The organism is Mesorhizobium sp. URHB0026, assembly GCF_054059755.1.
This window is the reverse complement of the sequence record NZ_JBSSCN010000001.1, coordinates 782,501-802,599: the sequence shown is the minus strand read 5'-3', so window position 1 is coordinate 802,599 and position 20,099 is coordinate 782,501. Positions and strand designations below refer to the sequence as shown.

At 63.5% G+C, this 20,099-nt stretch carries 13 protein-coding genes and 1 pseudogene (1 of these 14 cut by a window edge); 10 read left to right on the top strand and 4 right to left on the bottom strand.

The window, feature by feature from the left end; translation table 11 throughout:
• Nucleotide 1: 1 nt before the first annotated feature.
• A complete protein-coding gene (locus tag ACVWWD_RS04025) occupies nt 2-892 on the top strand; it encodes a DMT family transporter (RefSeq protein WP_352548764.1) in 891 nt (296 codons plus the stop codon).
• A gap of 75 nt (nt 893-967) precedes the next feature.
• Here ACVWWD_RS04025 and ubiG read toward each other — a convergent pair whose 3' ends face one another.
• Nucleotides 968-1,717: a bifunctional 2-polyprenyl-6-hydroxyphenol methylase/3-demethylubiquinol 3-O-methyltransferase UbiG gene (gene ubiG, locus ACVWWD_RS04020; protein ID WP_023770732.1), complete on the bottom strand. Its 750-nt coding sequence runs from the start codon at nt 1,715-1,717 to the stop codon at nt 968-970.
• 201 nt (nt 1,718-1,918) lie between these two features.
• Nucleotides 1,919-3,757: a CHASE3 domain-containing protein gene (locus ACVWWD_RS04015; protein ID WP_023770731.1), complete on the bottom strand. Its 1,839-nt coding sequence runs from the start codon at nt 3,755-3,757 to the stop codon at nt 1,919-1,921.
• Between the two features lie 242 nt (nt 3,758-3,999).
• On the opposite strand from ACVWWD_RS04015, the gene ACVWWD_RS04010 reads away from it, so the two are divergent.
• The 8 genes from ACVWWD_RS04010 (at nt 4,000) to ACVWWD_RS03975 (ending at nt 15,788) form a co-directional block, all read left to right on the top strand.
• Nucleotides 4,000-5,253 carry an aspartate kinase gene (locus ACVWWD_RS04010; protein WP_352548766.1) on the top strand — a complete coding sequence of 418 codons (1,254 nt, stop codon included), beginning with the start codon at nt 4,000-4,002 and terminating at the stop codon, nt 5,251-5,253.
• 81 nt (nt 5,254-5,334) lie between these two features.
• Nucleotides 5,335-7,605 carry a phosphoenolpyruvate--protein phosphotransferase gene (gene ptsP / locus ACVWWD_RS04005; RefSeq protein WP_015315601.1) on the top strand — a complete coding sequence of 757 codons (2,271 nt, stop codon included), beginning with the start codon at nt 5,335-5,337 and terminating at the stop codon, nt 7,603-7,605.
• Nucleotides 7,606-7,615: 10 nt separating this feature from the next.
• The gene (prfA, locus tag ACVWWD_RS04000) at nt 7,616-8,695 is read left to right on the top strand and encodes a peptide chain release factor 1 (protein WP_352548768.1); all 1,080 of its coding nucleotides are present in this window, start codon (nt 7,616-7,618) and stop codon (nt 8,693-8,695) included.
• Nucleotides 8,688-9,566, top strand: a complete 879-nt coding sequence (prmC, locus tag ACVWWD_RS03995; RefSeq protein ID WP_352548770.1) for a peptide chain release factor N(5)-glutamine methyltransferase — start codon at nt 8,688-8,690, stop codon at nt 9,564-9,566. Before prfA ends, prmC begins: the two co-directional genes overlap by 8 nt.
• 305 nt (nt 9,567-9,871) lie before the next feature.
• A complete protein-coding gene (locus tag ACVWWD_RS03990) occupies nt 9,872-10,897 on the top strand; it encodes a DUF4167 domain-containing protein (protein ID WP_352548771.1) in 1,026 nt (341 codons plus the stop codon).
• A gap of 218 nt (nt 10,898-11,115) precedes the next feature.
• Nucleotides 11,116-13,722, top strand: a complete 2,607-nt coding sequence (gene clpB / locus ACVWWD_RS03985; RefSeq protein ID WP_023770726.1) for an ATP-dependent chaperone ClpB — start codon at nt 11,116-11,118, stop codon at nt 13,720-13,722.
• Nucleotides 13,723-13,779: 57 nt separating this feature from the next.
• On the top strand, nt 13,780-14,145 hold the full coding sequence (locus tag ACVWWD_RS03980) for an MmcQ/YjbR family DNA-binding protein (protein WP_352548773.1): 366 nt from the start codon (nt 13,780-13,782) through the stop codon (nt 14,143-14,145).
• Nucleotides 14,146-14,294: 149 nt separating this feature from the next.
• Complete coding sequence (locus ACVWWD_RS03975; protein ID WP_352548775.1) at nt 14,295-15,788, top strand: L,D-transpeptidase family protein; 1,494 nt, start codon at nt 14,295-14,297, stop codon at nt 15,786-15,788.
• A 41-nt stretch (nt 15,789-15,829) separates the two neighbouring features.
• Here ACVWWD_RS03975 and ACVWWD_RS03970 read toward each other — a convergent pair whose 3' ends face one another.
• Complete coding sequence (locus ACVWWD_RS03970; RefSeq protein ID WP_352548776.1) at nt 15,830-16,462, bottom strand: TMEM175 family protein; 633 nt, start codon at nt 16,460-16,462, stop codon at nt 15,830-15,832.
• 254 nt (nt 16,463-16,716) lie between these two features.
• On the opposite strand from ACVWWD_RS03970, the pseudogene ACVWWD_RS03965 reads away from it, so the two are divergent.
• Nucleotides 16,717-18,283: pseudogene (locus ACVWWD_RS03965) on the top strand (MFS transporter).
• A gap of 3 nt (nt 18,284-18,286) precedes the next feature.
• Here ACVWWD_RS03965 and ACVWWD_RS03960 read toward each other — a convergent pair.
• On the bottom strand, nt 18,287-20,099 hold the 3' portion of the coding sequence (locus ACVWWD_RS03960) for a M23 family metallopeptidase (RefSeq protein ID WP_015315610.1). It continues 158 nt past the right edge of the window; the window shows 1,813 of its 1,971 coding nt (coding positions 159-1,971); its start codon lies beyond the right edge, outside the window — the gene reads right to left on this strand; it ends in the stop codon at nt 18,287-18,289.

Here is a 20,099-nt window from a genome sequence, read left to right as displayed (position 1 = left end):
CATGAAATATCTCTGGGATTCGGCGCTCGGCTTGCTGGTTGTCACCGGCGGCCTGCTGGGCCTGACGCTGCCTTTCGGCAAGCTCGCCACTGCGGCCGGCGTGCCAGCCACGGTCTGGGCCTTTGTAATCTCGCTCGGCGCCGGCGGAGTGCTTTTGGGCGTGCTCTTGGCGCGTGGTCAGCGCATCCGGCTCACCCCGCACAAACTGCGCTATTTCTTCGTCACCGCGGCAGTGTCCTATGCCGTCCCCAATCTCCTGATGTTTTCGGCCATTCCGCATCTGGGCGCCGGCTACACCGGCATCATGTTCACGCTGTCGCCGGTGATCACACTGGTGTTTTCGATCCTGCTCGGCGTCCGGCGCCCCAACATGCTGGGCATATCAGGCATTGCAGTTGGTTTCGTCGGCGCCGTCATGGTGGCGGTGACGCGCGGCGAGGCTGGCCAGCCGGCCGATCTGTTCTGGGTGCTGATGGGGCTGCTGATCCCGGTCAGCCTTGCCGCCGGCAACATCTACCGCACCATCGACTGGCCGGAAGGAACTGGTCCGATCGAACTCGCGGTCGGCAGCCATCTGGCGTCCGCGGCGATGCTGCTCGTCGGCATCCTGATCTTGCTCGGAGGCAAGGCCTTCGTCCAGCTTGGCGCCGTGCCGCTCATCGTCGTGGCGCAGATGGCCTCGGCATCGGCGATGTTTGCTTTCTTCTTCCGGCTGCAGGCGGTTGGCGGTCCGGTCTATCTCAGCCAGATCGGCTATGTCGCGGCAGCGGTCGGGCTGTTTGCCGGCACGATCTTCCTTGGTGAACACTATCAACTGCTGACCTGGGTCGGCGCCGTCATCATCACCGCGGGCGTGTTCATCACCACCAAGGCGCAGAGCCAGAAAGCCTGACGGCTTCGAGGCTCACGTCGCACCGCCGTCAGCGTCACCGCCGGGCTCCGGCCTCGGCTGGCTGAGGATTGGCTGTCAGACCGAATCCTTTTCCGCCAGCACCATGTAATTGACATCCATGTCCTTCGACCGCGCCCAGCGGTCGGCAAGCGGATTGTAGGTGACGCCGGTGCGGTCGATGACGGTCAGACCGGCGCCGCGTAGCGCCTTTTCCAGCTCTTCCGGGCGCACCAGCTTGCCGAATTGGTGGGTGCCGCGCGGTAGCCAGCGCAACACATATTCGGCGCCGATGATGGCGAGGCCGAGCGCCTTGAGCGTGCGGTTGATGGTGGCCACGAACATGATGCCGCCCGGTTTGACCACCTCGCCGCATTTGGCGACGAACAGGTCGATATCGGCGACATGTTCGACCACTTCCATATTGAGGACGACATCGAATTTTTCGCCGGCCTCGGCGAGATCTTCCGCTGTCGTGGCACGATAGTCGACGCTGACATTGCCCTCGGCGGCATGCAGTTTCGCCACTTCGATGTTTGTTTCGGAGGCGTCCGCTCCGACCACCTCGGCACCGAGCCGCGCCATCGGCTCGCACAAAAGGCCACCGCCACAGCCGATGTCGAGGATGCGCAGGCCCTCGAACGGCCGCGCCGCCCGCGGGTCGCGGCCGAAGCGCGTCGCGATCTGGTCGCGGATATACGAAAGCCGGACCGGATTGAATTTGTGCAGCGGACGAAACTTGCCGTTTGGGTTCCACCATTCGGCGGCGAGGGCGGAAAAGCGTTCCACCTCTCCGGCATCGATCGTCGATCGTCGGGGCTCAGGCATCGGTTGGTCTCCTCGGACGCTATAGCGCCGCGCGTCCTTCGGACGCGCAAAGGACGCTGTAGCACTTTAATTCTGCGCATGATCCCTTTCCGAAATCGAAGTCCATTTCGGGGTCATGCGCTAGGAAGTCGGGCGTGAGGCATCGAATGTCAAGGCAACATTTTCCTCTGCTGACAAAGGGCCGGGCGATCAAAGGCCGGCTTATTTCGTGTCCAGCACGTCGCGCAGCTTGGCCGCCAGCTGCTCGATGGTGAACGGCTTGGCCAGGAAGTGGACGTCATGATCGAGCACGCCGTTGTGGACCACGGCGTTCCTGGTGAAGCCGGTGGTAAAGACCACTTTCAGCCCGGGCTGGCGCGCGAGCGCTTCCTCGGCGAGCTTGCGGCCGTTCATCACCGGCATGACGATGTCGGTGAAAAGCAAAGCGATGCCTGGTGTCGCGGCGAGCTTCTGAAGGGCCTCCGGTCCGCTCCCCGCATGGATGACGATGTAGCCGAGTTCGCGCATGATATCCGTCGTGGAAGCCCGCACGCGGGCGTCATCCTCGACGACGAGGATCGTCTCGGTGACCTTGGCCGTGCTCTTGTCCCGCCCGACGGGCGTTGCCGGCTCCTCGGCTCCGAAAAACCGGGGCAGGTAGACCTTGATCGTCGTGCCTTCGCCGGGCTCGGAGTAGATCTTGACGTGGCCGCCCGATTGTTTGACGAAGCCGAACACCTGGCTCAGCCCAAGTCCCGTGCCCTTGTTGACCGGCTTGGTCGTGAAGAAGGGTTCGAAAGCCCTGGCGATGGTCTCAGGCGACATGCCCGCGCCGGTGTCGGTTACCGCGATCATCACATATTGGCCAGGCGTGACTTCGGCGTGCGTCGATGCATAGCCGTCGTCGAGGTGGCTGTTGACAGTCTCGATGGTCAGCTTGCCCTCATTGTCCATGGCGTCACGGGAATTGACGGCCAGATTGAGGATCGCGTTCTCGATCTGGCTGGGATCGGCCCGGGTTTTCCATAGGCCGCCCGCTAACACTGTCTCGATGCGGATGCCTTCACCCAAGGTGCGGCGCAGAAGATCGGACATGCCGGTCAACAGCCCGTTGATGTCGACAACCTGCGGCGCCAGAGGCTGCAGGCGGGAGAAGGCAAGCAGGCGGGAGGTCAGGTCGGCGGCACGGCTGGCCGCGTCGGTCGCGGCCTCGACGAGCTTTTCGATGTCATGCTCGCCCCGCTTCAGCTTGCGCTGGGCAAGGTTCATGGCGCTGAGGATCACCGCCAGCATGTTGTTGAAGTCGTGGGCGATGCCGCCTGTCAGCTGTCCGACAGCCTCCATCTTCTGCATCTGGCGCATCTGGGATTCGGCTTTTTCGCGCGTCTGGATCTCGTTGCCGAGTTCGATGTTCTTGCGCATCAGCTCTTGCTGGGCGACGACCACCTCGTGGAAGCGGCGATGGGATTGACGGATGGTGTAGGCGGCAAGCAGGAAAATCGCCAGCAACGCCGCCAGTGAGCCGATGCGCAACCAGGCCTCGACCCGGTCGGTATGCTCGTCGCGCGCGGCCACCGCGGCTGCGCCGATACGCCTGATTGTGTCCATGCTGCCCCGCATCTCGTCCATGGCGGCCTTGCCATGGCCGCTGCGAACCAGTTGCAGGGCCTGTGCCGCATCGCCTCGCTCGTAGAGAGCTATGGTTTCCGCCAGGTCGGCCTGCTGTTGCGAAAGCGCGTCCTTGATGTGGCCGATCTGCTGGCCGATCTGGTCGTCGGGAGCGGTCGCGCTGTCGACCCGCGCCAATTGTCCCGGAATTGCCTCGACGGCCTTCCGGTAAGGCTCCAGATAGGATTTTTCCCCGGTCAGCAAGTAGCCGCGCTGACCACTCTGGGCCTCCTGCGCCAATGAAAGCAGCCCGGAAAGCTGTTCCTGGTATTCGATTGTCTCGCGTGCGGCGGCACGATTGGCCCTTTGGCTCTCGACGAGCACCGCACGGGTGCCAACGATCAGTGCCAGCACTGCAAAGCCCGCGACAAGCGGGAGCGATTGCAATCGCATGGCGCGCCGAAGCCGAGCAATCATCTGTTATGCCGAACCAAAAGCAATTTCCCGCAGGCAGCATTTGGTAAGCGGCGCCGGGCCGGAAGGCAATATGTCGTGCTGCTACGCAATCCGCCGTCAGCCTTGCGAAACCTTCCTCATTTGGCTATGGAGGCCGCGCATTCAGTAGCCGGCGGCAGCCGGGCGCTTTCTTCCATTTTCGGCCGCGGGCCGGCTCCAGTCAAAGGCATTTCGCTTCCATGGCGCGTATCGTGATGAAATTCGGCGGGACCTCCGTCGCCGACATCGCTCGCATCCGCAACGTGGCACGTCACGTCAAACGCGAGGTCGACGCCGGTCACGAGGTGGCTGTGGTGGTTTCGGCGATGGCCGGCAAGACCAACGAGCTGGTCGGCTGGACCCGCGAGGCCTCACCGATGCACGATGCGCGCGAATATGACGCGGTCGTCGCTTCCGGCGAACAGGTCACCGCTGGCCTTCTCGCCATCACCTTGCAGAACATGGGCGTGCATGCGCGCTCCTGGCAGGGATGGCAGATTCCGATCAAGACCGACAACGCGCATGGCGCGGCGCGCATCCTCGACATCGACGGCTCCTTCCTGGTCAAGCGCTTCGGCGAAGGCCAGGTGGCTGTCATCGCCGGTTTCCAAGGCATCGGGCCGGACAACCGCATCGCCACGCTCGGACGTGGCGGCTCCGATACAAGCGCCGTGGCGATCGCCGCCGCGATCAAGGCCGACCGCTGCGACATCTACACCGACGTCGACGGAGTCTACACCACCGACCCGCGCATCGAGCCCAAAGCGCGGCGGCTGGCCAAGATATCGTTCGAGGAAATGCTTGAAATGGCCTCGCTCGGCGCCAAGGTTCTGCAGGTGCGTTCGGTCGAACTTGCCATGGTGCACAGGGTGCGTACCTTCGTGCGGTCGTCCTTCGACGATCCCGATGCGCCCGGAATGGGGGATTTGCTCAATCCTCCGGGAACGCTCATTTGCGACGAGGAAGAGATCGTGGAACAGCAGGTCGTCACCGGAATTGCCTACGCCAAGGACGAGGCCCAGATTTCGCTGCGCCGCGTCGGCGACCGGCCGGGCGTCGCCGCCGGCATTTTTGGGCCGTTGGCCGAGGCCAACATCAATGTCGACATGATCGTCCAGAACATTTCCGAGGACGGCAAGCTGACCGACATGACCTTCACCGTGCCGTCGGGCGATGTCGACAAGGCGCTGGCCGTGCTCGACCGGCTGAAAGCCGAGATCGGCTACGATGTCGTGCAGTCGGAAGCCGGCATGTCGAAGGTTTCGGTCATCGGAATCGGCATGAGGAGCCATGCGGGCGTCGCCGCCACCGCCTTCAAGGCGCTGGCCGACAAGGCGATCAACATCCGTGCCATCACCACATCCGAGATCAAGATTTCGATACTGATCGACGGTCCTTATACGGAACTTGCGGTTCGCACTTTGCATTCCGTCTACGGTCTGGATAAGCAGTAGCAGGACTGAATCAGCTGTTGCGCACTTGCCGGGCGCGGCGGAAACTGCCTCGGCAAGAAGTCTATTGGAGAAGAAGCCGCGATGCGTGACACGGCCGTTGGCCCGCGCGTTTTGCTGAAACGGCTCCGCGAGCTCATGCAGGAGCCGCTGGAGCCGCAGGAGCGGCTCGACCGGATTGTGCGCGACATCGCCTCCAACATGGTGGCAGAAGTCTGCTCGCTCTACGTGCTGCGCGCCGATTCGGTGCTGGAGCTCTACGCCACCGAGGGTCTGAACCCGAACGCCGTCCACCTGGCGCAGCTGCGGCTTGGGCAAGGCCTGGTCGGCACCATTGCCGCGAGTGCCAGGCCGCTCAACCTGTCCAACGCGCAAGAACACCCGGCCTTCGCCTACCTGCCGGAGACCGGGGAGGAGATCTACAATTCCTTCCTCGGCGTGCCGGTGCTCAGGGCAGGGCGCACGCTGGGCGTCCTGGTCGTCCAGAACAAGACAATGCGCCACTACCGCGACGACGAGGTCGAGGCGCTGGAAACCACGGCCATGGTCATCGCCGAGATGATCGCCACCGGCGATCTGGCGCGGCTGACCCGGCCAGGCCTCGAACTCGACCTGCGCCGGCCTGTCAGCTTCACCGGCCTGTCCTTCAACGACGGCGTCGGGCTCGGTCACGTCGTGCTGCACGAGCCGCGTATCGTCGTCACCAATTTGTTCAACGAGGACAGCGAGGAAGAGGTCCGGCGGCTCGAGGCCTCGCTTGGTTCTCTGCGGCTTTCCATCGACGACATGCTGGAGCGCCGCGATGTCGCCTTCGAGGGCGAGCATCGCCAGGTGCTGGAAGCCTACCGCATGTTCGCCAACGACCGGGGCTGGGTACGGCGCCTGGAAGAGGCGATCCGTAACGGCCTAACGGCCGAGGCAGCGGTCGAAAAAGTTCAGAGCGACATGCGCGCCCGCATGCTGCACATGACCGATCCTTATCTGCGCGAGCGGATGAGCGATTTCGACGATCTCGCCAACCGGCTGTTGCGCCAGCTGATGGGACGTGGGCCCGAGGATGTCGCGGCCTCGCTGCCCAAGGACGCCATCATCGTCGCCCGCTCGATGGGCGCTGCCGAACTGCTCGACTATCCTCGCGACAAGCTGCGCGGGCTGGTGCTGGAGGATGGCGCGGCGACCAGCCATGTCGTCATCGTCGCGCGCGCCATGGGCATTCCCGTCGCCGGCCAGATGAAGGGCGCCGTTTCCATGGCGGAAAACGGCGATGCCATCATCGTCGACGGCGAGGAAGGCGCGATCCATCTGCGGCCGCAATCCGATCTCGAAGCCGCCTATGCCGAGAAGGTGCGGTTCCGGGCGCGCCGGCAGGAGGTCTACCGCGAACTGCGCAAGAAGCCGTCGACAACCCGGGACGGGGTCCAGGTCGACCTGCTGATGAATGCCGGGCTTGCCGTCGACCTGCCGCAGTTGGCGGAGGCGGGCGCTGCCGGCATCGGCCTTTTCCGCACGGAACTGCAGTTCATGGTCGCCTCGACCTTTCCACGCGCCGAAGCCCAGGAAAAACTCTACCGCGACGTGCTCGAGGCCGCGCGCGGCAAGCCGGTCACCTTCCGCACCATCGACATTGGTGGCGACAAGGTGCTGCCCTATTTCAAGGGTGCGATCCAGGAAGAGAATCCGGCGCTCGGCTGGCGGGCAATCCGCCTGACGCTAGATCGGCCGGGCTTGCTGCGCACCCAGATCCGCGCCTTGCTCAAGGCCAGCGGCGGGCGCGAGCTCAAGCTGATGCTGCCGATGGTGACCGAGCTCGGCGAAATCGCCCAGGCGCGCGAAATCATCGACCGCGAGGTGCGGCATCTCTCACGCTTCGCCCATCATCTGCCGACCAGTCTCAAGCTGGGCGCCATGCTGGAAGTGCCGTCGCTGCTGTTCCAACTCGACGAACTGATGAAGGCGGTCGACTTCGTCTCGGTCGGATCGAACGACCTGTTCCAGTTCGTCATGGCGGTCGACCGCGGCAACACGCAACTGGCCAACCGCTTCGATACTTTGTCGGCGCCGTTCCTGCGCGTGCTCAAGCAGATCGCCGACGCCGGCGCCCGCAATCATACGCCGGTCACCCTGTGCGGTGAACTCGCCGGCAAGCCGATCTCGGCGATGGCGCTGATCGGCCTCGGTTTCCGCTCGATCTCGATGTCGCCGGCCTCGATCGGTCCGGTCAAGGCAATGCTGACGGAGCTGCCGCTGGAGGAGCTGAAGGCTTTCTTCGACGACAATCTCATGGCGCCGGCGCAAGGGCTGCCGATGCGGGCGTTGCTGCAGGCCTTCGCCGACGACCGCTCGATCCCGTTGTAGCAGCCTCATCATGGTCAATTTGCCCCGCGATCGTATGGATCAAGTCGTCAAGCGTTTCGAGATGCTCGAAGCGCAGATGTCGGCCGGGCCGGCGCCGGATGCCTATGTGAGGATGGCATCGGAATATGCCGAGTTGCAGGAAATGGTGGCCAAGGTCAGGGAATTGCGCTCGGCCGAGCACGAGCAGGCCGACCTCGAAGCAATGCTCGCCGACAAGGGCACCGACGCCGAGATGCGGGCGCTTGCCGAGGCCGATCTGCCCGGCGTCGAGGAGCGCATCGAGGTGCTGCAGAAGGACATCCAGATCCTGCTCCTGCCTAGGGATGCCGCTGACGACAAGAACGCCATTCTTGAAATCCGCGCCGGCACCGGTGGCGATGAGGCGGCACTCTTCGCCGGCGACCTGTTTCGCATGTACGAGCGCTACGCCGCCGAACGCGGCTGGCGGTTCGAAACGGTATCGGCCAGCGACGGCGACGCCGGCGGCTTCAAGGAAATCATCGCCACGATCTCCGGTAAAGGTGTGTTCGCCCATCTGAAATTCGAATCCGGGGTGCATCGCGTCCAGCGCGTGCCGGCCACCGAGGCCAGCGGCCGCATCCACACGTCAGCCGCCACCGTCGCGGTGCTGCCGGAAGCCGAAGAGGTCGACATCGATATCAGGGCCGAGGACATCCGCATCGACACGATGCGTGCCTCCGGCTCCGGCGGCCAGCACGTCAACACCACCGATTCCGCGGTCCGCATCACCCATCTGCCGACCGGCATCATGGTGGTGCAGGCGGAGAAGTCGCAGCACCAGAACCGGGCCAAGGCCATGCAGATCCTGCGCGCCCGGCTCTATGACATGGAGCGCAGCAAGGCGGATGAGGAGCGTTCCGAGTCGCGCAAGTCGCAAGTCGGTTCCGGCGACCGCTCCGAGCGCATCCGCACCTACAATTTTCCGCAGGGCCGGGTCACCGACCATCGCATCAACCTGACGCTCTACAAACTCGACCGGGTGATGATGGGTGAACTCGACGAAATCGTCGACGCGCTGATCGCCGATCATCAGTCGAAGCTGCTGGCCGATATCGGTATCGATGGCTGACCATCCGCCCGCGACGCTGGGGCCGCTGCTGCGGGAAGCGCGGACCCGGCTTGCCGCAGCCGGTATCGATGATCCCGCGCTCGATGCGCGGCTGATCGTCGAGCACTATTCCGGCACGACGCGCACCCATGCGATAGCCGACCCCGAGTGCAAGATCGACGGGGACGTCATGGCCGCGATCGATGGCGCCCTGAGACGGCGAGCCAGCGGCGAGCCGGTGCATCGCATCCTCGGGTATCGCGAGTTTTACGGTTTGCGCTTGCGGCTGTCGCCTGAGACGCTGGAGCCGCGACCTGACACCGAAACGCTGATCGAGGCGGTGCTGCCCTTCGTCAAGGCAATAGCCGCGCGGGAGGGCACATGCCGCATCCTCGATCTCGGCACCGGCACGGGAGCGATCGCCCTGGCGTTGCTGAGCGCCGTGCCGGCCGCGACCGCCACCGGTGTCGATATCTCCGCCGGCGCTCTGGCTACGGCGGCCCGCAATGCCGGGCAATTCGGGCTCGGCGGCCGGTTCACCGCGGTTCAGTCGGATTGGTTCGAAAAAGTTTCCGGCCGGTACCATGTAATTGCCGCAAACCCTCCCTATATACCGACTCACGAGATTGGGAATCTGCAGGACGAAGTCCGCGATTTCGACCCGCGCCTTGCCCTTGATGGCGGTGTGGATGGGCTGAACCCCTACAGGATCATCGCCGCCGAGGCGGCAAGATTTCTGGAAGCCGAAGGCAGGATTGCGGTCGAGATCGGCCACACACAAAGCAACGACGTCAACGATATATTTCGCGCAGCCGGTTACGCGGCTGGCGAGCTGTTTGGCGATCTCGGCGGAAACGACAGGGTTCTTGTTTTTCAACGGGCAACGTCTTGACGCAGTGCAAAAAAAGCGCTTGGCAATACCGGGGAATGCGGCTAGGGTCGCCTAACCGGATGAGACGAAGCAGGCAGTGCTCTTAGCGATTCGGTTTTTCCTTGGAAATAGCTGCCTTCTTGCGCAAACGACGCCCAAGCTTCGTGCGGGAATCGTCCGGCAAGTGATGTAACCGGAAACAGGATGACACGTGGCGCCAACGCAATCGATGCGGGCGAACGCCGGTGAAGAAACGAAACGGCTGGCTGCATGAGCGCCTCCGTTCGTGAAGAGTTTTTCAAAATTTCAGAGATGAAGAGAGTCGAATGAGGCCACAACAGCAGAACAGGCGCATGCGCGGTCGCAACAACAATGGCGGCGGCGGTGGCAATAACAATAACAACAACAATAACAACAACCGCAAGGGGCCGAATCCGCTTACGCGCAATTACGAGAGCAACGGCCCGGACGTGAAAATCCGTGGATCGGCTCAGCAGATTGCCGAAAAATATGCCACGCTCGCCCGTGACTCGCACAGCTCCGGCGACCGGGTTATGGCGGAGAACTACCTCCAGCACGCTGAACACTACAATCGCATCATTGCCGCCGCGCAGGCGCAGATGCCGATCCAGAACGTCCAGCAGGCACGCGACGAGTTTGACGAGGACGGCGATGACGATCGCGACGAGTTCGACAATGCCGGCAACAGTGGGGCCGCCAACAGTGGGGCCGCCAACAGTGGGGCCGGCAACAGTGGGGCGGGCAACAGTGGGGCGGGCAATAGCAGCGGCAATGCCGGTTCCGATCCACAACTTCCCGTAATCAACCATGGCGCAGGTCCGCAGCCGGTGATCGAGGGCATGCCGGCGGAGGTTGCGCTCAACCGGGAAAACGGTCGCGACAATCGCGACAATAGCGGGCGCGACAATAACGGTCGCAACAATGGCGGCCGCGACAACAGTGGCGGACGCCATCGCGATCGCCGCCCCAATGGCGGCTACGGCCAGCGCGACTACGCTTCACCCGAACAGGGCGGCCAGCAACAGCGCAACGAGGCCCCGGGGCAGACGGAAGTCCAGGCAGAGGCCGCTTCACCGCCCGAGACCGTCACGGCGGTCGAGCCGGCTCCGCGGTTCGAGAATTTTTCACCGGCAGGTCTGGCCGCCCAGGCCGAACTCAATGAGGCGGCCGCCGAAAGCGGTGCTGCCCGCCGTCCACGGCGTCCGCGCCGTCCGCGCACCAATGCCGATCAAGTCGAGAGCGGCAGCGAAAATGAGGATGCGGCCGAGACAGCGGCGGCTCCGGTCGACAGCGGCGGTGCCGAACCCGTGGTTTCCGACATCGACAACTGAGCGAACGGCATTCAAGGCCTTGAGCGGCGGAGAGAAATCTCCGCCGTTTTTGTTTGGGCTGACGTGGAATATTATGCACCTGCCATATTGCGACATCTTGAGGGGCAAGGGCCCATGCACCATATCTGGCTTGAACAGGATCCGGCTCGAATGAGCGGGTCCGTCACCGCAATCTGATCCGGTGCCGCAAAGCGGGCCGGTGATGGAAGGAGACAAATATGAACCTTGAGAAATACTCAGAACGCGTGCGCGGCTTTATCCAGTCCGCGCAGACCATGGCCCTCTCGCGCAACCACCAGCAATTCACCCCCGAACACATTCTGAAAGTCCTCGTCGACGATGACGAAGGCTTGGCCGCGTCGTTGATCGAGCGCGCCGGCGGCAATGTCCGCGATGTCAAGCTCGGCGTCGAGACGGCGCTCGAGGCGATGCCCAAGGTGGAGGGCGGCAATGGCCAGCTCTATCTGGCGCAGCCGCTGGCCAAGGTGTTCTCGACCGCCGAAGAACTGGCCAAGAAGGCCGGCGACAGCTTTGTCACCGTCGAGCGGCTGCTGCAGGCGCTTGCTATGGAGAAATCGGCCAAGACCGCCGAAATCCTGGCCAAGGCCGGCGTCACCGCGCAGGCGCTGAACCAGGTCATCAACGACGTCCGCAAGGGCCGCACCGCCGATTCGGCGAGTGCCGAACAGGGCTATGACGCACTGAAGAAATACGCCCGCGACCTCACCGCAGACGCCCGCGCGGGCAAGCTCGATCCCGTGATTGGCCGCGACGACGAGATTCGACGCACCATCCAGGTGCTGTCGCGCCGCACCAAGAACAACCCGGTGCTGATCGGCGAGCCGGGCGTCGGCAAGACGGCGATCGCCGAAGGCCTGGCGCTGCGCATCGTCAATGGCGACGTGCCGGAATCGCTGAAGGAGAAGCAGTTGATGGCGCTCGACATGGGCGCGCTGATTGCGGGTGCCAAATATCGCGGCGAATTCGAGGAGCGGCTGAAGGCCGTGCTTTCGGAAGTCACTTCGGCCAGTGGCAACATCATCCTGTTCATCGATGAGATGCACACGCTGGTCGGCGCCGGCAAGGCCGATGGCGCCATGGATGCCTCGAACCTTCTGAAGCCGGCGCTGGCGCGCGGCGAACTGCACTGCGTCGGCGCCACCACGCTCGATGAATACAGGAAGCATGTCGAGAAGGATCCGGCCCTTGCCCGCCGTTTCCAGCCCGTCTTCGTCGACGAGCCGACAGTGGAGGACACGGTCTCGATCCTGCGCGGCCTGAAGGAGAAGTACGAGCAGCACCACAAGGTGCGTATCTCCGATTCGGCACTGGTGGCGGCGGCGACATTGTCCAACCGCTACATCGCCGACCGCTTCCTGCCGGACAAGGCGATCGATCTCGTCGACGAAGCCGCCTCGCGGCTCAGGATGCAGGTCGATTCCAAGCCCGAAGCGCTGGACGAGATCGACCGCCGCATCATGCAGCTCAAGATTGAACGCGAAGCGTTGAAGGTCGAGACGGACGATGCCTCGAAGGACCGGCTCGCCCGCCTGGAAAAGGAACTCGTCGGCCTGGAAGAGGAATCGACAGAGATCACCGCGAAGTGGCAGGCCGAGAAGCAGAAGCTCGGGCTAGCGGCCGACTTGAAGAAGCAGCTCGACGAGGCGCGCAACGACCTTGCCATTGCCCAGCGCAAGGGTGAGTTCCAGCGCGCCGGCGAGCTTGCCTATGGCAAGATCCCGGACCTGGAAAAGAAGCTGAAGGAGGCCGAAGCCCAGGACGGCAAGGCCGGCATGGTCGAGGAAGTGGTCACGCCCGACCACGTCGCCCATATCGTGTCGCGGTGGACCGGCATTCCGGTCGACAAGATGCTGCAGGGCGAGCGTGATAAGCTGTTGCGCATGGAAGACGAGATCGGCAAGCGTGTCGTCGGCCAGGGCGAAGCGGTGCAGGCCGTTTCCAAGGCAGTGCGGCGTGCCCGTGCGGGCTTGCAGGATCCGAACCGGCCGATCGGCTCGTTCATGTTCCTTGGGCCTACCGGCGTCGGCAAGACGGAGCTGACCAAGGCTTTGGCCAATTTCCTGTTCGACGATGAGACGGCGCTGGCGCGCATCGACATGTCCGAATACATGGAGAAGCACTCCGTCGCCCGGCTGATCGGCGCGCCTCCCGGCTATGTCGGCTATGAGGAAGGCGGTGCGCTGACCGAAGCGGTGCGGCGCCGGCCCTATCAGGTCGTGCTGTTCGATGAGATCGAGAAGGCGCATCCGGATGTCTTCAACGTGCTGTTGCAGGTGCTCGATGACGGGCGGCTCACCGACGGGCAGGGCCGCACCGTCGATTTCCGCAACACACTGATCATCATGACGTCTAATCTGGGCGCCGAATATCTCGTCGCTCTCGGCGAGGACCAGGATGTCGATGCCGTACGAGACGAAGTGATGGGCGTGGTCAGGGCATCGTTCCGGCCGGAGTTCCTCAATCGCGTCGACGAGGTGATCCTGTTCCACCGGCTGCGCCGCAAGGACATGGACCGTATCGTCGAGATCCAGCTCAAGCGGCTCGAGAGCCTGCTGACCGATCGCAAGATCACGCTGTCGCTGGATCCTGAGGCGATCGAGTGGCTGGCGGCCAAGGGCTACGACCCCGCTTATGGTGCCCGGCCGCTGAAGCGGGTGATGCAGAAGGAGCTGCAGGATCCGCTGGCGGAAAAGATCCTGCTCGGCGAGATCCTGGACGGCTCGACGGTCAAGGTCACGGCCGGTTCCGACCGGCTGAATTTCCGCTCCAAGCCGGCGATCGTCGCGGCCGAGGTTGCGGCCTGATTCAGAAGCCGCGCGTCCACCGGACGCGCGGCTTTTTCATGCAATTGGCGGGGATTGATGACGCTGGACGATTACAACGGCTTCTGCGCCTCGCTGCCCGCAACGAACCACGTTGTGCAATGGGGCGGCGCCCATGTCTGGAAGGTCGGGACCAAGGTGTTTGCGATCGGTGGCTGGGATCAGGGTCAGCAGCTCTTCGTCACCTTCAAATGCTCCGACATCGCCTATGACGTGCTCAAGGAGCAGCCCGGCCTGCGCCCCGCTCCCTATCTTGCCTCCCGCGGCATGAAGTGGCTCCAGCGTCGGACAAGCCAGAGCATGGATGATGGTGCGCTGAAGGACTATCTGCGCGAGAGCCACCGCCTTGTTGCCCTTAAGCTGACGAAGCAGGCGCGCAAGGAATTGGGGCTTGGCGCAAGCTAGCCAATATTCCCCGAGGCGCCGGAAAACCGCCATCTTCATGCCCGGTTCATGTTGGAACCATATGGTGGGGTAACTGGTTTGCTGGCGAAGGGTTCGCCGACCTGAACAATGCCGAGCGGCGGCACATACGGACCGGAGAGTTTCGCACGATGCTGCGCACTATCTTCACCCTTTCGGCGCTCGCCGCGGGACTGGTGTTTTCCAATGCGTTCGCCGCGCCGACGCATGACGGTGCCGCCCAGCCTGTCCGTGCGTCCGGGAGCGGCGGCATTCTGCTCGCCCAGGACGGCAATCTCGACATTTATTACGATGCCAGGGGCAATCGCGTCATCGTCGATTCGGACACCGGCAAGGTGATCGCCATCCAGCCGCCACAGACACGGCTCGACCGGCGGGCGCTGCGCCGCGAGAGCCGGATGCGTGAACTTGGCCGCGCACCGGCCGACGATGATCGTTACTATCTCGACGATCCCCAGGACATGGCCCGCTTCCGCCGCAGACAGTTGGAAGAGGAAGGCCGGGTCATTCCACCGCCCGCCGACGAATACGATCCTGACGGAAGTGGTTCAGTCGACGCCTATCCGCCGGCACCGCAGGACGACGGCAGTTACGACAACAATTATCCCGATGCGCCGCAGCCGGCAAAGCCGGGTACAATCAAGCGCCAACCGCTGAACGAGGCGTCGATAGACCCCGTCCGGCCGGCAGACCCGACGGACCAAGCAGCGCCCTCCGACCAGGCGGCATTGCCGCCGAAGGCCGGCGACAAGACGTCAGTCGATCCGTCGCTTTCGCTGGGCGCACGCCAGGATGTCGCGGCCCTGCAGGTGCTGCTCGACCGGGGCGGGGCTTCGCCTGGCGTCATCGACGGGCGCTTCGGTTCGAATGTCGACAAGGCGCTGGCGGCCTACAATCAGATCAACGGCAGCAGCCTCAAATCGACCGATTCGGTCGGCATCCAGGCCGCACTGTCGCAATCCGGTGGCGACCCGTTCGCCAACTACACCATCACCGCGGAGGATGCGGCCGGCCCCTATGTCGCGTCGATCCCGGAAGATTATAGCCAGAAGGCGCAACTCGACCGCATGGGCTTCACCTCCGTGACCGAGGCGCTGGCCGAGCGCTTCCACATGGACGAGAACTATCTCAAGGCGCTCAATCCGGACGCCAACTTTAATCGTCCCGGCACGATCATCAAGGTCGCGAATTTCGGCAAACTGGTTTCTACCCCCGTGACCCGCATCGTCGCCGACAAAGGCAAGAAGGAAGTCTTTGCCTATGACGGGTCGGGCAAGCTGGTCGCGGCCTACCCCGCCACAATCGGCTCGTCGGACACGCCATCCCCGACCGGCATTCATGCCGTGTCGCGTGTCGCGCTCGATCCGAACTACACCTATAATCCCAACATCAACTTCAAGCAGGGCGAGAACAACAAGATCCTGACCATTCCGCCTGGGCCGAATGGCCCGGTCGGATCGGTGTGGATCGCGCTGGACAAGCCGACTTACGGCATCCACGGGACGCCGGAGCCCTCGAAGATAGGCAAGACCGAGAGCCATGGCTGCGTGCGCTTGACCAATTGGGACGCGCGTGAACTGGCCAAGCTGGTCTCGCCGGGTGTCCCGGTGGAGTTCGTCGAATAGGGTATGTCGATATTTGGGCGATGCCGGCCTGACTTGAATTCTCAACCAATGATCCTGCGCACCCACTTCACATTCGGCGTTGCCGCGTAGATCAACTGCACCACAAGAATGAAGCCGACGCTCGCCAACGGGGTGATCAGGCAAAGTGCGGCGCCGACGGCCCACAGGATCTGCGCCTTGACGATGCGCAGGTAGACCGTGCGTTTCGTTTCCGGGTCGACGTCCTCCGCGACAAGGCCGCTCCTCTCCGCATACCACCAGCTGACGAACAGCGTGATGCCAAGCATCAAGAGGTTGAGCCAGTAAACCAGCACCGCGGTCCTGAATTCCAGAAAATCGGCGAGAAGGTCGGTCGAGAACGGCAAGAGCGCGATGAAGGCGAGAAAGCAGAGGTTCAGCGTGGCCAGCCGTCTGTCGGATTTGGCGACCAGACCATGCTGGGCCTGCTGGCCGAACCAGAAGATGGTCAGGGTCAGAAAGCTCAAGGCATAGGTGAGGAAGCGTGGCGCGAGTGCCGCGATGGCGGCGAGCAGATCATGTTCGGAGTGGACCACCTCATGCGCCGGCACCCTGATCTCGAGCACGATCAGGGTGAGCGCGATGGCGAACACGCCATCGGTGATACCGACAATACGGCCGCGCCCCTCAACCGATGCTTCGAGCGGACGCTTCATCGATTTCTCCTGCCCGCGGGTCCTGACAAACCTAAAGCGCGTCTCGTCGAAACGGATCCGTGCGACGCGCTTTTAAATCTTGCCTGATGCATGTCGTTGTCGCAAAACCGAGGTCACTTCCGCGCGACATGAATTAGCATGACTGCCGCGGTTTGCATCGGGGCAGATGCGATCCCTGGCAATATGGCTGGTTTCAAGGACAACAAGCCGCTGGCCGGTTGTTGCCGCCGCGCCGACGGTCTAATGAGGCTGACATGCATGCGCCCAATCGAGCCGCCGCCGTTCCGCTGACCGCTCCGGTCGCGAATGGCACGTTCTGCCCGCAATCGCAGCGGCGTTATGTCTTGATCGCGGCGATCCTGGCCTCGGCGCTCGGCTTCATCGACGGATCGATCCTGGCGATCGCCATGCCGGCGATCCGCGTCGACCTCGGCGCCAGCCTTGCCGAGGCGCAGTGGATTTCCAATGCCTATGCGCTGACACTCTCGGCGCTGATCCTTGCCGGCGGTGCCGCAGGCGATCGGTTCGGGCTGCGCCATGCTTTCGTGGCCGGCATTGCGCTGTTCGTCGTGACCTCGCTTGCCTGTGCGCTGGCGCCGAACGCTGTCGTGCTGATCGCATTTCGCGCGCTCCAGGGCATCGGCGCCGCGATCATGGTGCCGGGCAGTCTCGCCATTATCGCCAACGCCTATCCCAAGAAGGAACGCGGCAGGGCGATCGGCATCTGGGCGGCGGCGTCGGCGCTGACCACCGCTCTCGGCCCCGTGCTCGGTGGCCTGGTGCTCTCGGCTTTCGGCGGCGGCATCTGGCGGGCGATCTTTGCCGTCAATCTGCCGCTCGGCCTGATCTCGATCTATCTGCTGCTCGCCAAGATTCCGGCCGATGCGCCGACGGAGAAACGCAGCCTTGACCTTGCCGGCGGGGCGCTTGCGACGGTGGCCTTCGGGGGGCTCGCCTATGGGCTGACTTCAATGAGCGCCAGCGGCGAGAGCCACATGGCCGGTCCAAGCATTGCCGCCGGCGCCGTGCTGCTTGTCGTCTTCATCCTGTTTGAGCGGCGGCAGCGCGAGCCGATGATAGATCTCAGCCTGTTTCGCATCGGTGCTTTCGCCGGCGCCAACGTCGCGACGTTCGTTTCTCTATTTCGCACTGTCAGCCAATCTTTTTTATCTGCCGATGCTGCTGATCGCAGGCTGGGGACTGAGCACCGCCGAGGTAGGCTTCATCTTCCTGCCGTTGTCGGCGGCGATCGCGCTTCTGTCGGGACCCGTCGGCAAGCTGTCGGACCGGATCGGGCCGCGTTTTCCCATTGCCTGCGGCAGCCTGATCGTGGCGGTTGCCTTCGCCGGGCTGGCCTTCCTCGCCTATGCCGGCTTTCACCATTTCTGGACCGGCATCTTCCCCTTGATGGCGCTGATGGGGCTCGGCATGGCGTTGGTCGTATCGCCATTGTCCACCGCGATCATGACGGCGGTGGAAGACAAGGACACCGGCGCGGCTTCCGGCATCAACAACGCCGTCTCACGCATCGGCGGCTTGATCGCGGTGGCGGCGATGGGGTCCCTCGCTGCCTGGATCTACGCCAATGCCCTGGAGGTAAATGCCACCCCTGGCCTGCCTGGCTTCGGCGAACCGCCACCAGCAGGACTTTCGCCGGCACTCGATACGGCGAGGATCGCCGCCAGCGACGTAGCCTTTTCCGCCGTCTCGTTGGTGACGGCGCTGCTATGCCTGCTTTCCGCTGTCATTGCCTGGACGACGATTTCGGGCGAAGCGCTACCGTGGTCGCGGCGCGCCGAACCTCGGCAGGACGAAGGCTGAGTCTCAGCCTTCGATCTTGGCGCTGGCGACCTTCAGCGAATTGCCATCTTCCTGTTTCAGCAGATCGTCGATGCGCTCGCGTTCGCGCTTGAAGGCGACGAGATCGTCGCCCTTCAGCACCTTGCCGACCGGTAGACGGACGCGCATCGGATCGACTTTGGTGCCATTGACGATCAACTCGTAGTGCAGGTGCGGGCCTGTGGCGAGGCCGGTCTGGCCGAGATAGCCAATGGTCTGGCCCTGGCGCACGTGCATGCCCGGCTCCATACCTTTGGCAAAGGCGCTCTGGTGATTGTACGAGGTCTCGTAGCCATTGGCATGGCGAATGATGATCTGCTTGCCATAGCCGCCAGCCCAGCCGACCTTCTCGATGACGCCATTGCCGGCGGCGATGATCGGCGTGCCGATCGGGGCTGCCCAGTCGACGCCTGTGTGCATGCGGACATAGCCGAGGATCGGATGCTTGCGGGCGCCGAAGCCGGAGCGGAATTTTCCGGCGGGCAGCGGATTGCGCAGCAGGAACTGCTGGGCGCTCGAGCCGTCTTCGTCGAAATAGTCCGTGCTGCCGTCCTGCATCTGGAAGCGGTAGAAATTGCGCGTCGTGCCGCCGAAGGTCGCCGAGACATAGAGAAGCTCGGAATTGTCCGAGGTCTGGTCGTCGCCATCAGGCTGTGAGAACAGCACTTCAAGGCGGTCGGAGGGATTGAGGCGGGACTGGAAATCGACATCGGATGCCAGGAGCTTGATCAGCCGCTGGGTCATCGCCTTGGACATGCCGTAGGAATAGGCGGCGCGGTAGATGCCGTCATAGACGTTGGGCAGGTTGCCGCGCACAACCACCGGTGCCGACGAATCGTCGAACGCGGTCAGCAATTCGGGATTGGGCTCGGGCTCCTGGGCCGGCACGTACTGGCCGCGATCGTCGAGCGCGATGGTGACGATATGCGTGGTCTTGTCATAGACGCTTGTCCGCACGACCTTGGCGGCGTCGCCGTGGACCTCGAGGCCAACACGCAGCACCGTTCCGGCCTTGAGCGCCGGCGCGTTGAGCAACTTGGCGATCGCTTCGGCCATGCCGGTGGCATCATCGCCCGTGTAGCCCGAATCGGCGAAAGCCTCCGTGAGGTCGGTGTCCTTGGTAAAGGGGATGATTTCCTCGGCGAAAGCCGGTGCCTGGTCGTCCGCGTTGGCGCGTGGCGATACGGAGACATTTTCCGGCACGATCTTCACATCGTAGGAGCCGGCCATGCTCTCGGCAAAGGCTTCGCCGAATCGCTGCGGATCGACATAATGAAGCGAAGCCACCTGCACGGCGCCGTCGCTGAGGTCGGTGCCGGCCTCGCGTACCACTTTTTCGACTTCGTCGGCCGACAGGTCACTCTTCTCGTCGAAGGAAGCGGTCGCGATTGGGAAGTCGACGGTCTTCAGGCTCATTTCGCTTTCGACCTTGGCGCCGTAGATCTGGCCGGAGGCTGCCGACGCTGTCGCAGGCTGTGCCGATGCATCGTCGCCGTCGTCGCCGAACACCTGCATCGGGTCGAAAGGGGGGTAGGCCCGGCTGGTGGTATGGCCGGCTGCGAGTGCCATCTTGATCTGAACGAAAGGCATGGTGTGGATGACATCGCGGTCGCCGACCTTGGTGACCATCGACACTTCCATGCGGCGGCGATCCTTGGCCTTGGCGATCTGGCGCGGCGCCACCAGCCTGGTGGTCTTTGCCACCTCGCCGGAATCGCCGTTGCTGGCAAGGCCGATCAGTTCGGCGATTTCGGGTGGGGTCGCCAATTGCTGGCGACCGTCGAGAGCGGCGAACAGC

Coding starts and splice junctions, on each gene's coding strand:
- ACVWWD_RS03980 (WP_352548773.1), top strand. CDS start 13,780: ATGACGCTGGACGATTACAACGGCTTCTGCGCCTCGCTGCCCGCAACG.
- prfA (WP_352548768.1), top strand. CDS start 7,616: ATGGTCAATTTGCCCCGCGATCGTATGGATCAAGTCGTCAAGCGTTTC.
- clpB (WP_023770726.1), top strand. CDS start 11,116: ATGAACCTTGAGAAATACTCAGAACGCGTGCGCGGCTTTATCCAGTCC.
- ubiG (WP_023770732.1), bottom strand. CDS start 1,717: ATGCCTGAGCCCCGACGATCGACGATCGATGCCGGAGAGGTGGAACGC.
- ACVWWD_RS04015 (WP_023770731.1), bottom strand. CDS start 3,757: ATGCGATTGCAATCGCTCCCGCTTGTCGCGGGCTTTGCAGTGCTGGCA.
- ACVWWD_RS04025 (WP_352548764.1), top strand. CDS start 2: ATGAAATATCTCTGGGATTCGGCGCTCGGCTTGCTGGTTGTCACCGGC.
- ACVWWD_RS03975 (WP_352548775.1), top strand. CDS start 14,295: ATGCTGCGCACTATCTTCACCCTTTCGGCGCTCGCCGCGGGACTGGTG.
- ACVWWD_RS04010 (WP_352548766.1), top strand. CDS start 4,000: ATGGCGCGTATCGTGATGAAATTCGGCGGGACCTCCGTCGCCGACATC.
- ACVWWD_RS03970 (WP_352548776.1), bottom strand. CDS start 16,462: ATGAAGCGTCCGCTCGAAGCATCGGTTGAGGGGCGCGGCCGTATTGTC.
- prmC (WP_352548770.1), top strand. CDS start 8,688: ATGGCTGACCATCCGCCCGCGACGCTGGGGCCGCTGCTGCGGGAAGCG.
- ptsP (WP_015315601.1), top strand. CDS start 5,335: ATGCGTGACACGGCCGTTGGCCCGCGCGTTTTGCTGAAACGGCTCCGC.
- ACVWWD_RS03990 (WP_352548771.1), top strand. CDS start 9,872: ATGAGGCCACAACAGCAGAACAGGCGCATGCGCGGTCGCAACAACAAT.